This is a genomic window from Brevibacillus sp. FW301-21C12A (assembly GCF_058788915.1).
Map to the genome: position 1 here is coordinate 1 of NZ_JBYTBG010000059.1, position 22203 is coordinate 22203.

Below are 22203 nucleotides of genomic sequence, written 5' to 3' on the forward strand. Positions count from 1 at the left end.
TCCAGGTCGGGGTGAAGTCCTTTTTTTATGCTCAGAAAACCTTGTTGCTCAAGGGTTTAGATTTATGCAAAAGGCTCATCTCAACAAATAAGGAGCGGGGATTTGAAATGTCATGCAATCCTCCTTTTTTATCTAATAACCGACCTTCACTAATCGTCCTCACGAGAGCTCCCACTTCTTCCAATACAACAACCGGATGAGCATATGCCAGTTCCGGATTGTAGTTCATCCCCAAGTCGGCATAAAAGATGTCGCCATTATTTACCTTGCCGGAACCAGTGTAGAAAGTCTTTTTCCATTTGTCGAGTGAATTTTATCATTCTTTTCAGACAAATCGTAGAATGCAAAAGAAGAGCCGCACAAATAACGGCTCTTCTCATCTAAGAAAACAACAGCTTCCAGCTATGCACACTGGCTTTTACAGAAAATGCTGCATCCACACATTCGGTTCCACGTACACGACCTCGTCCTTTTCCACTTCGATGCGCACCGGAACGAGCGCATCCGGAATAATGTACGTGCCGGACTCGGGGAATTTCATCCCTGTCCACTCTTCCCACCCGCCTGAATGCCTTCCGCGCGCAGCAGGTTCGCAGCCTGAACGGCGCGGCCTGTTTGCGTCCCGGTTGAAATGATCGTCACATCCTGTCCTGCGATCAACTTGATGCCTTTGCCGAGCGCAAACGTGTGCGTTTCTTCCGCAAAAAGGGTCGGCAGCGGGTCGCGCGCCAGCCGAATGTACACGGGACCGTGGTAGTCGCGGGCGAACTCCATCACCTTTTTCACTTCGACCGCGTCCGCCGGAGCCAGGACGACCATGTTGGCCAGGCTGCGCATGATCGCGATATCTTCCAGACCTTGATGCGTTTTTCCCGTGCATCCGGTCAGCAAGCCGCTGTAGGCCCCGATCATTTTCACGTCCAGCTTCGGCTGGGCAATCGCCACGGCGATCTGGTCCAGAGAGCGTTTCACAATAAAAGCGGCAAACGTGCACACCCACGGCTGCAAGCCGACTGTTGCCAGACCGGAAGCGACTCCGAGCATGTTCTGCTCGGCGATGCCCATCTGCAAAAATTTGGCCGGATTCCCCTCCGCTACTTTATCCAGCTTGGTGGAGGTCGCCAGGTCGCCATCGACTGCGTACACTCGCGGATCGTCCTTCGTAAATTGCAGCAATGTTTCGCCAAACGCATCGCGCATGGCTACTTTTTTATCAAGCTGTAATTGCATCTTCTACACCCCCATATCCAGTTCTTCCAAGGCTGCTTTCAGCTCTTCCGCATTCGGCACTTTCGCATGCCATGTGTAGTTGTTCTCCATGAAGCTTACGCCCTTGCCTTTAACGGTGTGGGCAATTACGACGGTCGGCTTGCCTTGCACGCGCTTCGCCTGCTGGCACGCCTCGATGATCTGTTCCACATCGTGGCCGTCGATGGCAAGCACGTTCCAGCCGAACGCCGCCCAGCGGTCTTCCGGGGAAAAGATCGGGATTTCCCGTTCGCGGCCTTCCGTTCCCTTCCAGCCGAATTGCTGCAGCTTGTTGTAGTCCATGATGACTACCAGATTGTCCAGCTCGTATTTGGCCGCTACGTCCGCCGCTTCCCATACTTGCCCTTCCTGCGATTCGCCGTCGCCGATGATGCAGTATGTGGAGAACGCTTGCTGCTTCAGCTTTGCGCCCAGCGCCATGCCGACTGCGGCAGAAATTCCCTGCCCCAGCGAGCCTGTGGACATGTCCAGTCCGGGCAGCAGCTTCATGTCCGGATGGGCTTGCAGGCGAGAGTCGATATCGTCGAACGTTTTCAACTCCTCCACCGGGAAGTAGCCCCGCAGCGCCAGCACCGTATAGAGGGCGATCGCGGAGTGCCCCTTGGATAGCACAAAGCGGTCCCGCTCCGCCCACAGCGGCTCGTCAGGCTTGATATTCATCACGTCAAAATAGAGAGCGACCAAAAGATCGGTCACAGACAGCGGCCCGCCGACATGGCCTGCCCCTGCGTGGTGCACCGTTTGCAGAATCAGCCTCCGGGTCTCGCTGCTTTTCTTTTGCAGCCAATTGATTTTTTCCTGAGCGGAAACCGTCTTCATACTTTCTCACCTCTGGTTGATGATATCGTTTGCTCGATGAAGGCAATGGATCTTTTCGCGTATGCAAAAGGGTTGTGAACGAGCGGGTCCTGCTCGCCTTCGAGCATAGCCCAGCCTTGATAATCCCGCTCGACCAACTCCTTGAAAATCGGGGCAAAATCGAGGCTTCCATCACCTGGGACAGTGAACACCCCTCTGCGGATGCAGGTGACGAAATCAGCCTGTTCCGCCCTTGCCTGGTCGAGAACGCTTTGGCGAATATCTTTCAGGTGCACGTAGCCGATCCGCCCGTAATACTTTTGCAGCAGCTTCAACGGGTCGTTGCCGCCGTAGTAGGCATGGCCTGTATCGTACAACAGGTAGACAAGCCCGGGATCGGTCATTTCCATCAGGCGGTCGATTTCCTCCGGCTGCTCCACGACCGTCCCGCCGTGATGGTGGTAAACGAGCTTCATGCCCAATTCGCGGCAAATCTCCCCTGCCTGGTTCAGCCCTTCGGCCAGGCTTTTCCACTGCTCATCTGTCAAGTGTGCGACCTGCTTTTCATGTGGGGAGCGGCGCGGGTCCCAATGCAGCGAGCCGCCAACTTCTGCCGTGCTGACGACTTCTGCTCCCATCGCCTTGAGGAATTGCGCGTGCTTCCGGTAAGCCTGCAGCTCCTCGTCGCGGCGCTGCGCATCCGAGAACAGCACGGACTTCCACTGCGAGGTCAGCCGCAGCCCCCGTTTGCCCAGCTCCTGCTGCAAAACAGCCGGATCGGCAGGGAACTTCCTGCTCATTTCCACACCTGTAACGCCAAGGCTGGCTATCTCATCCATGACCTGCTCGTAGGAATAGTGATCCCCGTGTTCTTTGACATCCTCCCCGACCCAGTTGATCGGGTGAACCCCCAGCTTGAAGTTGTATCCTTTATCTGTCATGACTGTCGCCCCTTTTGATTAAGCGCTTAACTCGACGCGTTTAGAAACTTGGCTGCGCCACGCCATTGGCGGAGCCTTCGTACCTATAAGGCACAGCGGTTGCTTGCTCGTTCCACTCGAAGTCTCGTCTGTTGCCCTCCTGCTGGACAAGAGTTTTAGCCATTCTTGCCTGTTGCATAAAAACGTCGGCAACGCTTACATTTTTTTCGCAATCTCGATCTGCTTGTTCATCGCTTCATAAGCGGCTTGAACCTTTTTGCTCGCGGATACTTCCGCTACCCCGAGCCGCCACCACGACTCGTAGCCGGACGAGCACGTTCCGGGAAGCACCTTGATGTCAATCAGCGTCGTGACAGTCTCTTCCTTCGCCTGCTGCAAGGCCGCTCTCAGCTCTTCCACAGTGCGGGCCGTGTACGCCTTCGCGCCCATGCTTCTGGCGTGGCTGGCAAAATCAATCTGCAAATACTCGCCCGTCAGCCGGTTCGTCTGTTCGTCGCGATAGCGGAACTCGTTGCCGAAGCCTTCGCTGCCATGACCGCGTTGCAGGTTGTGGATGCAGCCGAACCCGTTGTTGTCGAACAGCAGGATCGTAAATTTTTGCCCTTCCTGAATGCTCGTGACCAGCTCCGAATGAAGCATCAAGTAACTGCCATCCCCGACGACGGCGTACACTTCCTGATCCGGGCTTGCCATCTTCACGCCGAACGCGCCGGACACCTCGTAGCCCATGCACGAGAAGCCGTATTCCATATGGTACGTTTTCGGGGCCTTGCATCTCCATAGGCGGTGCAGATCTCCGGGCAGGCTTCCGGCAGCAGCGACAATGATGTCCTTTTCGCCCAGGAAGCGGTTGATCTCGCCCAGCGCGAGCATTTGCGACAAGCCTTCCGCCCGCTCCACAGAGCAGACCCGGTCCACTTCTTCGTCCCACTCCTTCTTCAGAGCAGCAATCGCTTCCGGCGAGTAGGCGGACTTGTATTCCGCTTGCCGCAGTGCGCCTGTGATTGCGACCAGCGCTTCCTTCGCGTCGGCTACCACGGCCTTTCCGTTCATTTTCAGCGCGTCGTAGGAGCTGACATTGATACTGACGAACTCCACATCTGGATTTTGGAAGGCCGTTTTGGATGAGGTAGGGAAGTCAGTCAGTCTCGTTCCGACGCCGATAATCAAATCGGCCTCTTTGGCCAGGCGGTTTGCGGCGAGCGAGCCTGTGACGCCAATCGAGCCTACTTGAAGCGGGTGGTCCCATGGCACCGCGCTTTTTCCCGCTTGCGTCTCCGCTACCGGAATGCCAAACTCCTCGGCGAAGCGAATCAGTTCTGCCGTAGCGAGCGAGTAGTGCACGCCGCCCCCGGCGATAATCAGCGGCCGCTTTTTTGTCTGGATCGCTTCCGCTGCCCGTGCGAGCGCAGCAGCCGACAGCGCTCTTCTTTCGACGAAATGGACGCGCTTTTCAAAAAACTCAGCCGGGTAATCGTACGCTTCGCTTTGCACATCCTGGGGCAGAGCCAAGGTGACCGCGCCAGTGTCGACCGGGTCCGTCAGCACCCTCATCGCGTTCAGGGCGGCCGTCATCAACTGCTCGGGACGTGTAATGCGGTCCCAGTACTTGCTGACCGGCTTGAACGCATCGTTGGATGAAATCGTGTAGTCAGCAGGGTTTTCAATTTGCTGCAAGACCGGATCAGGCTGGCGGCAGGCAAAAATATCGCCTGGCAAAAACAGCACCGGAATCCGGTTCACCGTCGCTGTCCCGGCGGCTGTGACCATGTTCAAGGCGCCGGGCCCAATCGAAGACGTGCAAGCAAAAATCTCTAGCCTGTTCTTTTGTTTGGCGTAGGCAATGGCCGCATGCGCCATTCCTTGCTCGTTTTTCCCCTGGATGTAGGTCAACTCTCCCTGAAAATGCTCCAGCGCTTCGCCCATCCCTGTCACATTTCCGTGTCCGAAAATCCCCATGACGCCTTTGACGAATTTTCGTTCCTGACCGTCCACGGAAATGTATTGATTGTCCAAAAATCGCAGCAATGCCTGAGCCATCGTTAAGCGGATTGTTTTTGCCATGTTATCCTCCCTCAGCTTCGATGTTTCTCTCCACGTAACTGTTAAGTTAAGCGCTTTCTCTTTCTTGATTATACTCGATTCCCGAGCTTCCACAAACCCTTTTTTCATTTTTTTCTGTCTTTTCCGGCAGTTGGCTGGACGCGTGCAGACTACCGCTCGCGGATCGCAGGCGATTACGCGGGCTGCACGATCACCTTGATCGCTTCTCCTTTTTTCATCACGTCGATTCCTTCCGTGATGCGCTCCAAAGGAACCCGATGGGTAATCAGCCGCTCCAAATTCAGCAGCCCTGCCTCCATGACCTTCACTACTTTCGGGAACGTGTGGTTCGAGATATACGTGCCTTTTACGGTTACCTCATAGCGGGTAATATCGTTTTGCTTGATCGGCGGCAAGGCGTGCTGATTCATGCCCACCAGCAAAATTTGTCCCCCTCTGCGCACCAGCGTCAGGCTCTGATCGAACAGCGAACCAACACAGTCGATGACGACATCCGCCCCGATTTTCGTCGCGTCCTGTACAGACTTCGCCACGTCGCTTGTTTTTGGGTTCACCGTCACATTCGCCCCGGATATGCGGGCGTATTCCAGGCGATAATCCGAGAAATCAACGGCCACGATCGTTCCGGCTCCCGCCGCTTTCAACATCTGGATGAACATTTGTCCCATCGGCCCTGCGCCCAGCACGACAGCGCTCTCGCCCGGCTGCACCTTGATTTTGTCCATGCCGTTGATGACGCAGGACAGCGGTTCGGCAAAGACGGCAATCTCCGGCGGAACCGAGTCTGCGATTTTGTGCACATTTCTGGCTGGAACGACACTGTAGGAAGTCCAGCCCCCGTCCACGAAAATACCCATCGTCGACATATGCTCGCACATGTTCACGTATCCCATCTGGCAATAATCACAGTACCCGCACGTCAGCGTCGGATCGACTACCACCCGGTCGCCCACTTTGACGTTCGTGACATCCGCTCCTGCCTCTACCACTTTTCCGACGTACTCATGTCCCTGAATCACGCCTGCCGTCGCCGGATGTCCCGGAGGATTAGCCAAAATATGCACGTCTGTGCCGCAGATGCTGGCTGCCTCCACCTTGATCCGCACTTCATCTGCCTTCTGTATGACCGGAACCGGCCTTTCCTGCAAGGAAAATTTCCCTGCCTGCTCAAATACGCCAGCTAACATGACCCATTCGCTCCCTTCTGCTGTTTAAGCTGCATCCGTTCTGTTTTTTCCGCTTCCTCGTCCCTCTTGTCCGCGCCCGACTGCGCCGCCCTTCAGGAAATAAAGTGCTGGTAAGCAGGCAGGCCGTTTTTCATCGGAATGGACACCTCGCCCTGAATGAGCGGATATATATAGTCGAAAAACTCGGCTTTGACAAAATGGCTGTCGGCGTCGTACCACTCCAGCGGAAACAGCTTTTCTTTTCCCGCTACTTCCGCGAGGGGGACGGAGCCGTATTCCACGGCGTAAAACGGCCCCTTTTTGCGCTGCAGCGTGACCATCGCTCCGTTGATCCCCTGCCTGGCGTGATAGCAAGCGTGTTTTCCCGCCAAATACGCCTCCTCGACATCCACCCCGGACGAGAACATCATCCCGCTGCGCTGCCAAATGCTCGGCAAAATATATCGCGCGGACAAGCCCGCTCCCTGATTGGCGATGGCGTCCTTCAAATAGCCGGCCACGCCGCCGAGCTGCGGACGCCGGACCGCATCCCGCGCCAGAGCGTTGTCGGCAATCAGCCTGCCTTCTTTGTCGCGGATGCCTTCCGAGACAATGACCAGGGCTGAACCGTGTTCCTCGTACTTTTTTTGCACATCGCGCAAAAACGTTTCTTTGCAAAAAGGCGATTCCGGAATGTAAATCAACAGCGGAATGCCTGTTTCCTGCTGCAGCCCCAGCGCGCACGAGGCCGCCAGCCAGCCTGTATTGCGCCCCATCGTCTCGACAATCGTGATGCGATTGCTTTTCGGCAAGCTCATAATGTCCATGGACATGTCGAGGATGGAGGTGGCGAGAAATTTGGCTGCGCTGCCAAAGCCGGGCGAATGATCGGTTTGCGTCAAATCGTTGTCTACCGTCTTCGGCACCCCGATCACATTCAGCTCGTACCCTTTTTTCCGGGCAGCCTGATGGATCAAATGAGCGACGTGCATGGACCCGTTCCCGCCGATGTAGTAAAAGTAGCGAATGTCGTTCGCCTGCATGTGGGCGACGATGATTTCGATCTCGTGGGCGCTCAGCTTGTAGCGCCAGGAGCCGAGCGCCGCGCCCGGCGTCATTCTCAGCATCTCTAGCTGCGGTTTGGACAGTTGACCCAGATCAATGTAGTCCTGGTTGAGCAGACCGTACACCCCTCTTCTCGCCCCATAAACCTTCCGGATCTGCGGCGATTGAAGAGACTCCTCAATGATTCCGTACAATGAATTGTTGATAACAGCGGTTGGTCCACCGGATTGAGCGATCAGGCAGTTTCCGGTCATTTCCACACTCTCCATCCATGATTCATCTACTCTTCCAGGTTGATGACAACGGCCACCGTCTCGACCATTTCCTCAATCGCAAATGCCGGGCCTTCTTTCCCGATTCCGCTTTCCTTGACGCCCCCGTACGGCATCTGGTCGGCACGGAAGCAGCACGTATCGTTGACGATCACGCCGCCCACTTCCAGCAGATGCGGCAGCTTGTGGGCCAGGACGAGAGATTTGGTGTACACGCCTGCCTGCAAGCCAAACTTGGAGTCGTTGACCAGCTTCACCGCTTCCTCGATCGTTTCGTAGGACGCCACTGTAACTACTGGCGCGAATACTTCCTCGTCGTACACTTTCATGCCCTTTTTCGCCTGGGTAATGACCGTCGGATAGTAGACGCTTCCTTCCCTTTTGCCCCCGGTCAACACTTTCGCGCCCTTTGCTGCCGCTTCGTTTACCCATGCCTCGATCCGCTGCGCTTCTTTTTCGCTAATCATCGGCCCTACGTCCGTATCCGGGTCGAGCGGATTGCCCACCTTGAGCTGCGCCACCCGCTCCAGGAAAAGCTCCATGAACTTCGCTTCCACTGCCTTGTGCACGAAAATGCGCTGTACGGAAATGCAGATTTGCCCCGCATTGGCAAAAGCCATTTTCGCCAGCTTGTTTGCCGCCTGCTCGACATTGCCGTCTTCATGCACAATCGTCGCCGAGTTGGACCCGAGCTCCAGCGTGACTTTGCGCATGCCGATCGTCTGCTGGATGTGCTTGCCTACTTCCGGCGAGCCTGTAAACGAATACTTTTTGATCCGCTGGTCTTTCAGCAACTGTTCGCCAACCGTCGCACCGCCGCCGACCACGCATTGCACGTACCCTTTTGGCACGCCTGCCTGCTGCAACAGCTTGCACAGCAGCAGAGCGGAATGGGCCGTATCCGTAGCAGGCTTGACGATCACCGGATTTCCTGCCGCCAAGGCCGGAGCCACCTTGTGCGAAACCAGGTTTAGCGGGAAGTTGAACGGCGAGATCGCGCACACAATGCCGATCGGCTTTTTGATCGTATAGATCAGGCGCGATTCGTTTCCAGGGGAAGCCTGGCTCGGGATGATTTCCCCTCTCAGCTTTTTCGCTTCCTCCGCCGCCAAAAGAAACGTCGTCGCGGAACGAATCACTTCCACTTTCGCATCGCGAATCGGCTTGCCGCCCTCCTGGGCAATGCAGTTGGCCAACTCCTCGACGTTTTCCTTAATCAGTTGGGAAGCTTTCACCAGCACGTCGTAGCGCTTTTCTGCGGAAAAAGGCGTATGGTAGAAAGCGTACTCGGCTGCCTCTACTGCGCGATCCACTTCTTTTTCCCCCGCCTTGCACACCTGCACGTACAGCTCTCCTGTGTACTTGTTGTAAATCGGATGCGTCTTCGCTGTCTCTACCCACTCCCCGTCGATGAACAAACGTTGCACTTGCTTCACTGCTTCCATTTCTTCTCCCCCCTGAACATTTAGATAAGCGCTTAACCTAATCCGTAAAAAAATTTGGAACAAAAATGCTGGGCCTTACACAGACTGGACTGCGCTGATTTCTTCGAGCTTGACCGGCCTGTTTTCGGCAAACGACTTCTTCGCCGCCATGGCGATCAATTCAGCCTGGAAGCCGTCATAACCGCTGACCGGAACTTCCTTGTCCAACAGGATGCTGTCGATGAAGTCTTCGATTTCCTGAACAAAAGCGTCGGTGTACCGCTCCAGGAAGAAATACTTGGGCTTATCCCGGAAAACGCCCTCGGCTGTGCTGATCTCTGCGGTGGTCGGCGTGACATTGCTGACGGTCACACATCCCTTCGCCCCCAACACCTCTACCCGCTGGTCGTAGCCGTACACGGCTTTTCTGCTGTTGTCAATGACCCCGATCGCGCCGTTTTTGAATTTCAGCGTCGTAATCGCCGTATCCACGTCGCCGCATTCTGCGAACAGCGGGTCCACGAGCACCGCCCCCTGCGCAAACACTTCCTCGACTTCGCTGCCAACCAAGTATCTTGCCATATCAAAATCGTGAATCGCCATGTCGAAGAACAGACCGCCGCTGGCTGCTACGTAGTCTTTGCCCGGCGGATGCGGGTCTCGCGAAGTGATGCGCAAAATGTGCGGTTCGCCGATTCCCCCTTCTTTGACGGTTTGATGAGCCTTTTTCAAGCTGTGGTCAAACCTGCGGCAAAAGCCCACCTGGAACTTCACTCCGGCCTCTTTGACGACTTCGAGCGCCTCTCTCGTCTGCTCCAACTGAAAGCTGATCGGCTTTTCGCAAAATATGTGCTTGCCCGCTCTCGCTGCCTCCGTGATGATGGGGACGTGCGTATCGGTGGGCGAGCAGATCAAGACAGCCTGGATGTCCGGGTCTTGCAAAATCGCCTTGTAATCATCGGTGACAAGGGGAATCCCGATGCTGCCAGCCCACTCTCGCACTTGCTCTGCGAAAATATCCGAAATCGCCTTCAATTCGACGCGGTGCAGTTTGACCAGATTTTCCGCGTGCAGCTTCCCGATGCGCCCTGCTCCAATGATGCCAACCTTTACTTTGCTCATCGTGATCTCTCCTCTTCCGGTTAAGGCAGGCCGTCACTTCCTGTCCAAAGAAACGCCTGTCGTCAGTGATCTTTTTTCTGCCTTGCTCCAATATATGGATAGTCCTGCAGCCAACAATCCAGACAAACTGGCGAAGATGAAGCCATTTGCCAATCCGCCGCCTGAATTTAGCCAGCCCGCAAGAAAAGGCCCCAAGAAAATGCCCAACGAATAGATCGCTTGATAAAAGCCCATTGCGGTTGCCCGCTTTTCACTTTCTATGTACTGAATCGCCATTCCTAAAAACAGCGGAAAACCCATTCCCTGCGTAAAGCCGTTGCCGATTTGCGTCAGGCACAGCGTGAGCATCGTGTCCGCATACGGGATCACGACCGTAAAAGCGGCGCTGCCCGCAAACCCGATGGCGAGCGTGGGCCAATGTCCGAAGCGGACGGCAAAATATCTCCCCGCCACGATAGAGGCCACAGCGTGCGGCAGCATGAACGCGACGACAAGCCAGCCAAGACTCTCCTTGTCTGCGCCGATCTTCAATGCCTGCAACGGCGTAAAGCCGTACATCGTAATGAACAGCATGCCGTGGGCGATAATGGACAAAATGGATACCTTCAGCAAAATCGGCTCTTTCATCACGTTTGCCAAATCTTTTGGCTCGATCGGCTTCCGGGATGCTTCCGGCTTCGGCTCGCGAATCAAAAAGGAGAGCGCCAGGCCGAGGAAAGCCACTCCTGCCCCGATCCAGAACGGGGCATTCCACCCCCAGCGGCTGACCAGGTAGCCGCTGACCCCCATCCCCATCAATTGAGCGGAAACGGTAATAAAATGGATCGTCGACATCGCTTTTGTAACGTTTGCCCCGGTAAAATAGCTCGAATACAAAACCGTAAAGACAACCCAGGCCGAGGCCGAAATCCCGGCGACCGCCCTGGAAAAAAGCGCCCATCCGACATGATCGGTGACAGCAAAGCCGAGGCAACTAAGCAGGCTGGTCACCATGCCAAGCCAGATAAACGGCCGTCTGACCTGCCTGTAATCCGACAGGACGCCGATCGGCAAGCGCAAAAGAAGCTGGGTCACGCCGTAGCTGCTCAAAACAACTCCGATCAGCATGTACGAGGCGCCCTTGTACTCCAGGTACGGCGACAGTATCGGCGTGTACAAATATTGAGAAGCCCAGTACATAAAGGTGACGAAGACAAACACGATATGATCCTTTGCTTCGAGCTGCTGTGCCTGCATCTTGCTCATCGCCTTTTCGCACAAAATGTCACTTCATGTTGGTTAAGCGTTTTCCCTAACTCTATTATAGGGGATGCTCCGCGCGTGTGTAAAGAATTAATTCTGAAATGAGTAAATCAACGCAATTGTCAGACTATTAATCGCCTGTTGCGCTGGACGGCTTGGATGCGCTGGACAGGCGCATCCAAGCTTTTGCCTCCGTCCGCACCATTGAACACGGCTCGCTTGAACAAACAATGGGCGCTCTTTCGCTCCTTTTGCTTTGGCGGACGTAAAAAAAGCACCCTGTTTCCCCGGTGCTTTCTCGCTTCATTTTCTGATTCGTTTGGTCGATTCGCGCACGCACAGTTCCGGCAGCATCACTACCCGCTTTTTCCCTTTCTTTTCCCCTTTGATTTCCTCGATCAACAGGTCCATCACTTGCCGGCCCATATCGTGAAACGGCTGGGCGACCGTCGTTAGCGGCGGATTGGAGATAGCAGCGAGAATCGTGTTGTCGTAGCCGACTACTGAGACGTCATCGGGAATCGACAGACCCAGCTCTCTCGCCGCCTGGATAATCCCAATCGCGACCAAATCATTGCCTGCGAAAATGGCGGTTGGCCGTTCAGCAGCCTGCAGCATTTTCAAGCCCATCTGTTTGCCGCCTTCTACAGACGACGGACCAAAAAGGACGTATTTTTCATCATATTCCAAACCATTTTCCTGCAAGGCGTGGCGGTAACCGCGCGTGCGCTCCCGGCCGACCTCCAGATCGAGCTGGATTGCGCCAATCTGCTGATGGCCCAGGTCGAGCAAATGCTGTGTCGCGTTGTAGCCGCCGATGAAATCATCCACGGTTACCGTATCGACGGACACAGTGGAGACGTCGCGGGCCAGTACGGCGATCGGAATTTTCAGATTCAGCAAGTCGCGGATCACGGCATCATTTTGAAATCCGGACGCAAGAATAAACCCGTCCACGCTCTTTTGCTTAAGCAGCGAGATGTACTTCGACTCCTTTTCCGGGCGATAGTCCGTGCTGCACATGACGATGCTGTAGCCCAGCTCGTGGCCCCGGTCCTCGATACTTCGCGCCAGCTCGGCAAAGAACGGGTTCGCCAGGTCGGGAATCAACAGGCCGATGGAGTACGTCGACTTGCCCGTCAAGGCGGAAGCCACGAGGCTCGGCTGGTAATCCAGCTCCTTCATGACCTGCAATACTCTTTGGCGCGTCTTTTCCCCGATCCGCCCCGTGTTGTTGATGACCTTGGACACGGTTGCAATAGACACGTTCGCTTCCCTTGCCACATCATAAATGGTTTTTTTCATTGTAGTTTCCTTCCTTCCATCATAGTGATGGCGATCTATCTGACGTCCGGGATGAACTTCGTTTTCATTCCAAGTGATTAAGCGCTTTAAGCTTATATTTATTGTAAAGAACAAATAATCGCGAAGCAATAACCCATATCCGCGCGCAGGGCAGCACGGAGGGGCACAGAGGGGACACGGGGCATCCCCGACCGCGTCACGGCTTCTGGTTGGGCCGCCGCCAATAAAAAAACGCGTAGCAGAAAACCGCTAGGCGTTTGACTTTTGCTTGCTTATACTTCTCTCTTTTTTCAGCCGCGTGGTCGAGTCGCGGACGATTCGTTTCGTATTCAGCACGATTCTGCTTTTGTATTGCTTTTCCCCTTTGATCTCGGCCACGATCAGGTCCATCACTTCGCGCCCCATGTTCTGAATCGGCTGGGCAATCGTCGTCAACTGCGGATCAATGATCGTCGCAATTACCGTATTGTCAAACCCTACGACCGAGATATCCTCTGGGACGCGCAGCTTTTTCTCGCGGATCGCCTCGATTGCCCCGATTGCCAGCAGGTCGTTACAGGCAAAAAAGGCAGTCGGCGGGTCGGGGGAGTTCAAATAATCGAGCGCAATTTTTTTGCCCCACGGGACGTTCGACTCCAGCGTAAACTGGCTGAAAGCGTACTCGCGAATCCCGCCATGATCTTCCAGCGCTTTGCGAAATCCGCGGATTCTTTCCCGGTTGCTCCAGACGTCGCGGGCGATAATCGCGATTTTTTGATGGCCCAGCTCGATCAGGTAGGAGGCCGCATCGTACCCGCCCTGAAAATCGTCAATGCACACCGCGTTCACATTGAAGGCTGGGACGTCGCGGGCGACGATGGCGACCGGATACTTTTCCGCGATCAGCTTTTCCACCTCCAAGGTGTTCTCGAAGCCCGAGGCCAAAATGAACCCGTCTACATTTTTTCGCTTCAACAGCTCGATATACTTCGCTTCTTTGTCGGGGTTGTAGTCCGTGCTGCAAATGACCAGGTTGTACCCTAGCTCATTCCCGCGGTCTTCGATGCTGCGCGCCAGCTCGGCGAAAAACAGGTTCGACAAATCCGGAATCAAAAGTCCGATGGTGTACGTATGCTTCCCGGTCAGTGCAGTAGCGATCACATTTTGCTGATAGTTCAGGCTGCCAATGACCTTCCATACTTTATTTTTCGTTTTCTCGCTGATTCGGCCGGTATTGTTGATGACTTTCGAGACAGTAGCAATCGACACCCCCGCTTTCTTTGCTACATCGTAAATGGTCGGCTTCATCTCTACCCTCTCTTTGTAAAGAAAAATCGGTCTTGAAACATGTTTGTGCCAAAAAGCGGCCGTCTACGCTTTTCCCGAGGAGCCAAACTCTCTCATCTTTCCTTTCACCGCGTCTTTGATCGCCTCTCGGGCAGGGCCCAAATATTTGCGCGGATCGTAGACGTTCGGGTTTTCGGCCAGCACTTTGCGAACGGCGGCTGCCGAGGCGATCTGGTTTTCCGTGTTGACGTTGATTTTCGCTGTGCCCAAAGAAATCGCTCGCCGAATATGCTGGGTAGGGATGCCCGTCCCTCCGTGCAGCACCAGCGGCAATCCGGTCAGCTTTTGCACTTCCTCCATACGGTCAAAGCCGAGCTTCGGCTCCCCTTTGTACGGTCCGTGCACAGACCCGAGCGCCGGGGCCAGGCAGTCCACTCCTGTTTCCTTCGCCAGCCTGTCGCACTCGGCCGGAATGGCGTACATCGCTTCGGCGTCATCGACCACGAGATCGTCTTCCTGCCCGCCGATTCGCCCGAGTTCCGCCTCTACGGATACTCCGAGCACATGAGCGACCTCGACGACCTTTTTCGTAATCGCGATGTTCTCCTCCAGCGGATGGTGCGAGCCGTCGATCATGACGGAAGTAAACCCGGCATGAATCGCTTCCACGCACTTTTCGAAGGAAGAGCCGTGGTCGAGATGAATGGCGACGTCAACCGTGATCTTGTACTCCTCGATCAACGACTTCACCAGGCCGACAATCAGCTTGAAGCCGCCCATGTAGCGAGCCGCGCCTTCACTGACTCCCAAAATAACCGGAGATTGTTCCTCCTCTGCCGCCTGCAAAATCGCTTGCGTAAACTCCAGATTGTTAATGTTGAACTGTCCGACTGCATACTTTTCTTGTACTGCCTTGTTCAGCATCGCTGTCATGGATACGAGTGGCATCTGAATCCTCCTATAGTAAAAAATGGTATTTTGTCGCTTGCTCGTTTTATTGTTCGTTGCAGCTCCTGCTTTTACGCCTGTGCCTTGGCTGCCGCGTGCATGCTCGCCAAAACCTCGACTACCCGATCGCCAACCTCGGAGGTCGAAGCTTTTCCGCCCATGTCGGGCGTCAGTACTGCGCCCTCGACCATCACCTGCTCGATCGCCTTCAAGACGCTGCCTGCCAGCTCTTCATAGCCGAAAAACTCCAGCATCTGACTGGCCGACCAGATCGCCGCCAACGGATTCGCGATCCCTTTTCCCGCAATGTCAGGCGCTGAGCCGTGAATCGGTTCGAACATGGAAGGATGCGTCCGCTCCGGATTGATATTCGCTCCAGCGGCCAAGCCCAAGCCTCCGGCGAGCGCTGCCCCCAAATCGGTTAAAATATCCCCGAACAGGTTGGAGGTAACGACTACCTGGAATCGTTCCGGCTGCTTAATCATCAGCATGCTGGCTGCATCTACGAGATACGAGTGCGTCGGGACATCCGGGTATTCGCTCGCCACCTCCGCAAACACCTGGTCCCAAAACACCATGGAGTAGTTCAGGGCGTTCCCTTTGCTGATGCTGGTCAGCGATTTGCCCGTTTTGCGCGCCGTTTCAAACGCGTAGCGAATGATCCGTTCCGTCCCTTTGCGCGAGAAAACGCTCGTTTGCAGCACGGTCTCGTTGTCTTTTCCCTTGAACAGCCAGTCCCCCGCTCCCGCATATTCGCCCTCGCTGTTTTCGCGGATGAACAGCATATCGACCTGTTCCTTCCCCGTGTTTTTCAGCGGGCACGGCGCTCCATCCAACAGCGTGATCGGGCGAATGTTCACGTACTGGTCAAACTCCTTGCGAATCTTCAAGAGCAAATCCCAGAGCGATATGTGGTCGGGAACGCCGGGAAAGCCGACTGCGCCCAGGTAAATGGCGTCAAACTGCCGCAACTGCTCGATGCCATCCTCTGCCATCATCCTTCCGTGCTGGAGGTAATACTCGCAGCCCCACGGAAAGTAATGAAAATCGAATCGAACATTTGTCAGCTCTACGGCCTTTTCCAGCACCTTTACCCCTTCCTGGATCACTTCAGGGCCAATCCCGTCTCCCGGGATGACGGCAATTTTGTACAATTTCGTCATGCGTTTCTCCTTTCGCAATCGCTTGCATTGTTGTTGGATTGTGGCGTTTATACACCCGTGTTCATTACTAATCGCATCGAATAACAAGGAAATCTTTTTCGCGCTTCCGGCGTCCCCGCTGCGGACAGCATTCATAAAAAATAGCGAATTGACGCTAGATTAAGCGGTTACCCTAGTATTATAGTTTACGATCAATTCCGGTGTAAATGTATTTATCGAAAAAATGTGAGTATTTTAACGAAAGCAGGTTAAGCGGTTTCTTCGAGGGAGGGGGAGGCTTGCGTCTGGGCTTTCTCTGGATTTCATGAGTCCATTGGAGCGCTGGCGCGGAGTCAAGTCATGAGCGAAGAGTTTGTCTCCAAAGGGCACAAGTCTTGGTCTTGGTCTTGGTCTTGGTCTTGGTCTTGGTCTTGGGCTTGGTCTTGGGCTTGGGCTTGGTCTTGGGCTTGGGCTTGGTCTTGGGCTTGGGCTTGGGCTTGGGCTTGGGCTTGGGCTTGGCCTTGGGCTTGGCCGTGGTCTTGGCCCTGGCCCTTCATTTGGAGCCACACTATGCTGCTGCCCTGCAAAACAAAAAAACGGAGGCACGAGGCCCCCGTCGAGGATGTTAGCTGAACCGTTGATGCGCGTTGTTTTGCATGAGAAAATCATTCATTTTGGCAGCCAGACCGCCGTGACCAAATCGCATCCGTCTCCCCTGCCTGTTCTGCTCGCGAGCGATGCGGAGAAACTCGATCAACAGCTTCCTTCTTTGCGTGATCTCCACGTACCCATGCTCGTAAAACCACGCATCCATCGTATTGAAAACGCCGCGATTGATGCCAAATTCCCGTTGCAGATGCTGCGCAAACGTCAAGTCCGGCAAATGCACAATGCTCGCTGCTGTCACAAGCCGATCATCGCCTCCTGTTCCGCTCTGCTTGTCCGCCCTTTTTGCCCGGACAGCCGAAACGCTGCCTTCACGCTGTTTACGTCGCGCTCGATCTGCTTTTGCAACTGAGTGAGATCGGAAAAGGCCATTTCCGGCCTGACGTAGAAATGTACGTCCACGTATACACACGCTCCGTAAAGGTCTCCGTCCCACTCAAACAAATGTACTTCATGGCTGATTTGCACTCCATCGTGAAAAGTAGGTCTGCGGCCGACATTCATCACGCCCGCATGCGTCTGTCCGTTCCACAAAAGCGTCACCCCGTACACGCCCTGCTCCAGCCTGGGATGCGGGGGAAGCAGAGACAGATTCGCGGTCGGGAAGCCGAGCGTTCTGCCTACTTGCTTGCCGCTCACCACCTGGCCGTGCAAAGTACAAATAGGCTGCTCCATCTTCTTCCCCTCTTTCCGTAGCGTATTGGTCGCTCCAATTGTCTTTGTTGCGGTTTGTGGCCGCGGTTTGTAGCCGCGGCGTTCCAAGCACACCTACCCGAAGCACGGACTCGCTTTGCCAGAACCCCCACACGCTGCATCGTCCTTTTCCGCTCGCTCAGTTTCCTTTGAGCGCCTTTTGCATGAACACGATCTCCTGCGCCAAAAGGGCGATTCGCTCCAAGACGTCCGGAGCGACTACTTCGTTATTCGCATTGAAATGGTCAGCATGCGCATAGACGTAGCCTGGAGCCGTGAATGCGCGAAAATAACCGGCAATCGGCTTCAGTTGATTTTCAATGACCAGGTAATGCTGGTACGTTCCGCCTGTCGCGACAAACCCCATTACTTTATGGCGCAGGGCAGAGACGGGAATCAGGTCAAACAAATTTTTCAGCGCTCCGGTGAGCGAACCTTGGAAAATCGGTGTTCCGATGACATAACAATCCGCAGCCGTTACCAGTTCGATCACTTTTTTGGTGTCGCCCGTATAGGTCCCAGGGTCCCGGCCATCACAAAACTGCACCTGGTACTCGCTTAAATCCAGCAATTCCACCTCTATGCTGTCGTCCTGCTTTTTTACGTGACGCAAAACCTCCTGGACGACAGCCGCTGTTTTCCTGCCTGTAACCGTCCCGGAAATTCCCAACAGCTTCATAATAAGCCCCTCCCTTCTGCTTAGCTGCAAACAGCGCAGCTCGCTTTTCGGCTACACCGTCTGCGGCTTTACATGCAGGCGAGGCAAAACTTCCTCGACCAGCAAGCGCATGGACTCTTTCCATATTTCCGGCGATTCGCTGTAGTCGTAGCCCGTAATCAGCAAAGTCCCGAAACCGCCGACCGTGTCATACAGCTTTTGCAGCTTTTTCGCGACCGTTTCCGGCGATCCTACCAGCCAGTCGGTTTTGGCCATTAATTCGGCAGTTACCTCTTCGTCGGCAAGCGCCGGATCGGGCTTCAAGTTTTTGATGTCGCCCTGCTTTTTAAACAGCGGCAGCCATGACTCGTCAAAGAATCGACCCATCATGCCTCCCAACGCTCCGGCCATTGCTTCTTCATCCGTTTTCGCGACAAAGACGTCTTGCGTGATGCGCCAACTGCTTCTGTCCGCTTCTTTCCCTACAGAGCGCGCCCCTTCTTCCACCGCATTCCAGTGCGATTTGATATACTCGCTGTTCCAGCCGAGACTCATCGGGATAAATCCGCGTTCGCCCGCCATTTTCAATGTGGCTGAACCCGCGCTGAACCCTGTAATCCCGATAGGCGGATGCGGCTTTTGGAACGGCTTGATATGCGGTCCGAGAATCCCGTCATGCCGCGCCTTTGGCTGGTTGGCGCTGTAAAATTTCCCCCGGAACGAAAAGGACTCCTCGTCTGACCACAATCTCTGCATCAGCTCCCACGCTTCCATCATCATTTCCCGGTTTATTTTTCCGTCGACAGCAAACAGCTCCCAGTCTGTTTGGGTTCCGCCTGCCCCGATCCCGAGCATCAAGCGGCCTTGGGCGAGATGGTCGAGATAGGCGACGCGATGCGCCAACTCCACCGGATGATGATAGGGCAGCAAATGGGCACCGGGCGCCAGCTTGATTTGCTTTGTCCGCAACAGCGCCTGCGCGATGATTAAATCCGGGGATGGAATCGGCTCCCACGGCGCGGTAAAATGCTCGCCGATCCACACTTCGCTATACCCCAATTTGTCGGCATATTCAATCATTTCCAGATCCCACTGGGTCGCATCGTACAAAGACCGCTCCGGCGGATGCTGCGGCATCAAAAACATTCCGATATTCAATTTCGTCATAATAATCCCTCCATTTATGAAGAAAAATGTTCGTTTCTCAGTCAGTCGTCAGTCCGTGCACATTTACGCGCACTTTTTGTTCCGTTTGGCAAGAGGTTTTGGCCGCATGGGCGATTTCCTGCGCGATCAATCCGTCTTTGATGCCGACAGCAGGCTTGGCATCGCGGTGCAAACACTCGATAAAATGCTCCAGCTCGCGCAAGTAAGCGGTCTCAAACCGTTCCATAAAAAACGGAATAATGTCAAAGCTGCCCTGATTCGGCCCGAGAAGCGTCACGTTATGATTGCGCAAGCCGGCGATGACCAATGTCCCTTCCGTCCCGATCACTTCCGCGCGAATGTCGTAGCCGTATTTGGCATTTCGGTACCCTTCCACATCGCCTGCGGCCCCATCGGCAAACCGCAAATACGTTAACGCCTGGTCCACATCGTCATACTTGGCCACGATCGGCGAAGCCAGGACCGATCCCATCGCATTCACTTCCACGATCTCCTGGCCCATCAAAAAGCGGGCGATATCAAAGTCGTGGATGTTCAAATCGGTAAAAATGCCGCCGCATGTCGCCACGTACTCTTCATGCGCGACAAATGGGTCCCGCGTAACGCCTTTGAAATAGAGCGGCGTCCCGATATCTCCTGCCGCAATTCTGTCTCTGGCATGCGCGTAAGCCGGATCAAACCGCCGCATAAACCCAAGCTGGCACGTAATCCCTGCTTCCTCAATCACGCTCGCCGTTCTTCTCGCGACCTGAATCTCTGTCGAAATCGGCTTTTCCAAAAACAGCGCTTTTCCCGACCGGGCCACCTTCCGAGCCAGCTCGGCATGCGTGCTGGTTGGCGTCACAACGATGATGGCGTCAATGTCATCGCGCGCTATGATCGCATCCGGCTCTGTGGACCAGTATTTCACCTCATGCTCCCGGGCGAATGTTTCCGCTACGCCCGGCATCACATCGGAGACAGCTACGAGCTGCGCTCCTTTTATCTTCCCTGCAATATTTTCGGCATGAATTTTGCCCAATCTCCCCAACCCCAAAACGGCACATCGCACTTTCCGATCCACGACACTCGAACCCCTTTCCTAAAATGGCAATTGAACACCGCATTTGCACATGCGCGAGTTGAACACGTAGTTTCCCAGATGCGTACGGGTATGGCTTCGCGGTGTGCACTGGTAAAGAAACAAGGTAACAAACAAAAGAAACAAAACACTTCATTTAGTTAACCGCTTTTCGTTACTCCCTTTTGTTTCCTCGCGTTTTGTTTGGTAGCGCACTGTAAAAAGTGGGCTGTTCCATTTGTACCTCAGTATAAACCCTCTGTTTTATCAATTCAACAAGAAAGTTAATTAATTTTCTGAATAATTTTTCGTGAGTTTAGTTAAGGTAACAAACTTAATTTTGTTACCTTAACTTTCGCTGTTTTACCTTTAAGTTTCCCTCTTCGCTATGGTATAGTTTACATAGAGCGGTTGTGGCTCACGCAGTTTTTCGCGGGGCGGCGTTGGGCTGGGCTTATCACCTGAAAAAACAATCCGCTCGCCCGCAAACACCCGAAGCCATCCGGCAAACACGTGTTGCGCCAGCGCAAAACACGGCGTTTCCGCTGGGGATGGATCATCTGTCCGCTTATTTGCTTAAAAATTGGGGGTACATGCATGAAACCGACGATATACGATGTGGCAAAAGAAGCGGGAGTATCGACTGCTACCGTATCGAAAGTCATCAATAATACCGGGAAAATTGGCGACAAGACCAAAGAAAAGGTGCTGCGCGTGATGGAGCAGTTGAACTACCAGCCCAAGACGGTGGCTTCCGCGCCGCGCGGGAAGCTCTCCCACTCGATCGGCTTGTTGATTCCGGACTTGGCGAACCCGTTCTTCGCTGAATTTGCCCGAAGCATCGAAGACTGTGGCCGCGAATTAGGCTACAGCATCCTGATTTGCAGCACGGACTTCCAAAAAGCGAATGAACTCAAGCACAGCGCTTTTTTGATCGACAAAAAGGTCGATGGAATCATCATCATTTCCGGCTCGCAGGACGAGTCATTTATTAAAGAGTTGCTCGACAAGCAAATTCCTACTGTAATTGTGAACAAAGAACTGACGACACCGCTGCCGATCGACAGCGTCTCGGTCGACGATTTTATCGGCGGCTACGAGGCCACGAAGCATTTGCTGGAGCTTGGGCACCGCCGGATCGGTACGATTCAACTGGGGGAGCTGCTGCTGGGGAAAGAACGGCTGCGCGGCTACAAGCACGCGCTCGAGGAATTTGAGGTGAAATACGAGAAAACCTTGACCTTTTTCAGCTCTCCGAATGCCACAATCGAGGAGAGCAAGCAAATTTCGCTGGAGATTCTTTCCGCCCCCCAGCGCCCGACTGCTATTTTCGCCGGAAACGACATTCTGGCGCTCGGCGTCATCCACGCAGCTATGGAGCTGGGGCTGTCTATTCCGGATGACCTGTCCGTCATCGGCTTCGACAACACTGTGCTCAGCGCCATGTCCAACCCGCCATTGACGACCATGGCGCAATCCATTCAAGACATGGGGCGTCTCTCTATTAACCTGCTGCTAGAGGAAATCAAAGGGATGCAGCGCAACAAACAAAAAATCCAGCTTCGGCCGGAGCTGGTTGTCAGGAGGTCGACGAGGGAGTTGGTGCGTTGAAGGCGGGTGGGATAGGTTGGGTTGCGGGGTTGCTCGGCTGAAAAGCTGATGGCTTGTCGGTTGAGGTAGTGATGGGCCAACGGTAGCTGATTGGCCTATCACCTGCACCTTTCAATCTACCACGCTACCGACCTCGGCGCAGAAAAGCAGCTTCCTGAGAATGGCGCGGTGTTTTTTGGTTCAATCCTGTCTTGGGTCGGCGCTGTTGCGACAAAGCTGAAGCTCCCACGTCTCCCCAATTAACTTATTTGAGACTCCCACGGCTAAAGCCGCAAGCCTTCCACCTTGCGGTGTACGGGTGGGATTCTTGAATGACTAAGCGTT

At 54.5% G+C, this 22203-nt stretch carries 20 protein-coding genes; 1 reads left to right on the top strand and 19 read right to left on the bottom strand.

What is annotated here, in order from left to right; genetic code table 11:
• Positions 1 to 418 precede the first annotated feature (418 nt).
• The 19 genes from AC3WQH_RS23300 to iolG (AC3WQH_RS23390) all read right to left on the bottom strand — a co-directional run bounded on the left by AC3WQH_RS23300 (position 419) and on the right by iolG (AC3WQH_RS23390) (position 20271).
• Positions 419 to 541: a hypothetical protein gene (locus AC3WQH_RS23300; RefSeq protein ID WP_007785982.1), complete on the bottom strand. Its 123-nt coding sequence runs from the start codon at positions 539 to 541 to the stop codon at positions 419 to 421.
• Positions 538 to 1230 carry a transketolase family protein gene (locus AC3WQH_RS23305; protein WP_492332273.1) on the bottom strand — a complete coding sequence of 231 codons (693 nt, stop codon included), beginning with the start codon at positions 1228 to 1230 and terminating at the stop codon, positions 538 to 540. Before AC3WQH_RS23305 ends, AC3WQH_RS23300 begins: the two co-directional genes overlap by 4 nt.
• A 3-nt stretch (positions 1231 to 1233) precedes the next feature.
• Complete coding sequence (locus AC3WQH_RS23310) at positions 1234 to 2088, bottom strand: transketolase (protein ID WP_007785978.1); 855 nt, start codon at positions 2086 to 2088, stop codon at positions 1234 to 1236.
• Positions 2085 to 3008 (bottom strand): myo-inosose-2 dehydratase, encoded by a 924-nt coding sequence (gene iolE, locus AC3WQH_RS23315; RefSeq protein ID WP_007785976.1) that lies wholly within the window; start codon positions 3006 to 3008, stop codon positions 2085 to 2087. Before iolE ends, AC3WQH_RS23310 begins: the two co-directional genes overlap by 4 nt.
• 195 nt (positions 3009 to 3203) lie before the next feature.
• A complete protein-coding gene (iolD, locus tag AC3WQH_RS23320; protein WP_007785973.1) occupies positions 3204 to 5072 on the bottom strand; it encodes a 3D-(3,5/4)-trihydroxycyclohexane-1,2-dione acylhydrolase (decyclizing) in 1869 nt (622 codons plus the stop codon).
• 173 nt (positions 5073 to 5245) lie between these two features.
• Entirely contained in the window at positions 5246 to 6259 is a 1014-nt protein-coding gene (locus AC3WQH_RS23325; protein ID WP_007785971.1) for a zinc-dependent alcohol dehydrogenase, read from the bottom strand.
• A gap of 92 nt (positions 6260 to 6351) precedes the next feature.
• Entirely contained in the window at positions 6352 to 7557 is a 1206-nt protein-coding gene (locus AC3WQH_RS23330) for a 6-phosphofructokinase (protein ID WP_492332274.1), read from the bottom strand.
• A gap of 26 nt (positions 7558 to 7583) precedes the next feature.
• The gene (locus AC3WQH_RS23335) at positions 7584 to 9020 is read right to left on the bottom strand and encodes an aldehyde dehydrogenase family protein (protein ID WP_007785968.1); all 1437 of its coding nucleotides are present in this window, start codon (positions 9018 to 9020) and stop codon (positions 7584 to 7586) included.
• Positions 9021 to 9095: 75 nt separating this feature from the next.
• The gene (gene iolG, locus AC3WQH_RS23340) at positions 9096 to 10121 is read right to left on the bottom strand and encodes an inositol 2-dehydrogenase (protein WP_492332275.1); all 1026 of its coding nucleotides are present in this window, start codon (positions 10119 to 10121) and stop codon (positions 9096 to 9098) included.
• Between the two features lie 33 nt (positions 10122 to 10154).
• Positions 10155 to 11357 (bottom strand): MFS transporter, encoded by a 1203-nt coding sequence (locus tag AC3WQH_RS23345; protein WP_051353954.1) that lies wholly within the window; start codon positions 11355 to 11357, stop codon positions 10155 to 10157.
• 309 nt (positions 11358 to 11666) lie between these two features.
• Positions 11667 to 12668 carry a LacI family DNA-binding transcriptional regulator gene (locus AC3WQH_RS23350; RefSeq protein ID WP_007785962.1) on the bottom strand — a complete coding sequence of 334 codons (1002 nt, stop codon included), beginning with the start codon at positions 12666 to 12668 and terminating at the stop codon, positions 11667 to 11669.
• A gap of 249 nt (positions 12669 to 12917) precedes the next feature.
• Entirely contained in the window at positions 12918 to 13955 is a 1038-nt protein-coding gene (locus tag AC3WQH_RS23355) for a LacI family DNA-binding transcriptional regulator (protein WP_007785961.1), read from the bottom strand.
• A 63-nt stretch (positions 13956 to 14018) separates the two neighbouring features.
• Positions 14019 to 14882 (bottom strand): class II fructose-1,6-bisphosphate aldolase, encoded by an 864-nt coding sequence (gene fba / locus AC3WQH_RS23360; protein WP_007785959.1) that lies wholly within the window; start codon positions 14880 to 14882, stop codon positions 14019 to 14021.
• Positions 14883 to 14953: 71 nt separating this feature from the next.
• Positions 14954 to 16045: a tartrate dehydrogenase gene (locus tag AC3WQH_RS23365; protein WP_007785957.1), complete on the bottom strand. Its 1092-nt coding sequence runs from the start codon at positions 16043 to 16045 to the stop codon at positions 14954 to 14956.
• Between the two features lie 604 nt (positions 16046 to 16649).
• Positions 16650 to 16931, bottom strand: a complete 282-nt coding sequence (locus AC3WQH_RS23370; RefSeq protein ID WP_007785955.1) for a hypothetical protein — start codon at positions 16929 to 16931, stop codon at positions 16650 to 16652.
• On the bottom strand, positions 16928 to 17365 hold the full coding sequence (locus tag AC3WQH_RS23375; protein WP_007785953.1) for a riboflavin kinase: 438 nt from the start codon (positions 17363 to 17365) through the stop codon (positions 16928 to 16930). Before AC3WQH_RS23375 ends, AC3WQH_RS23370 begins: the two co-directional genes overlap by 4 nt.
• 157 nt (positions 17366 to 17522) lie before the next feature.
• Positions 17523 to 18062, bottom strand: a complete 540-nt coding sequence (locus AC3WQH_RS23380) for an NADPH-dependent FMN reductase (RefSeq protein WP_310670599.1) — start codon at positions 18060 to 18062, stop codon at positions 17523 to 17525.
• A 51-nt stretch (positions 18063 to 18113) separates the two neighbouring features.
• Positions 18114 to 19208 carry an LLM class flavin-dependent oxidoreductase gene (locus tag AC3WQH_RS23385; RefSeq protein ID WP_007785949.1) on the bottom strand — a complete coding sequence of 365 codons (1095 nt, stop codon included), beginning with the start codon at positions 19206 to 19208 and terminating at the stop codon, positions 18114 to 18116.
• Positions 19209 to 19245: 37 nt separating this feature from the next.
• On the bottom strand, positions 19246 to 20271 hold the full coding sequence (gene iolG / locus AC3WQH_RS23390; RefSeq protein WP_290426477.1) for an inositol 2-dehydrogenase: 1026 nt from the start codon (positions 20269 to 20271) through the stop codon (positions 19246 to 19248).
• Between the two features lie 594 nt (positions 20272 to 20865).
• Here iolG (AC3WQH_RS23390) and AC3WQH_RS23395 point away from each other — a divergent pair.
• Complete coding sequence (locus tag AC3WQH_RS23395; protein ID WP_007785944.1) at positions 20866 to 21879, top strand: LacI family DNA-binding transcriptional regulator; 1014 nt, start codon at positions 20866 to 20868, stop codon at positions 21877 to 21879.
• Positions 21880 to 22203 lie beyond the last annotated feature (324 nt).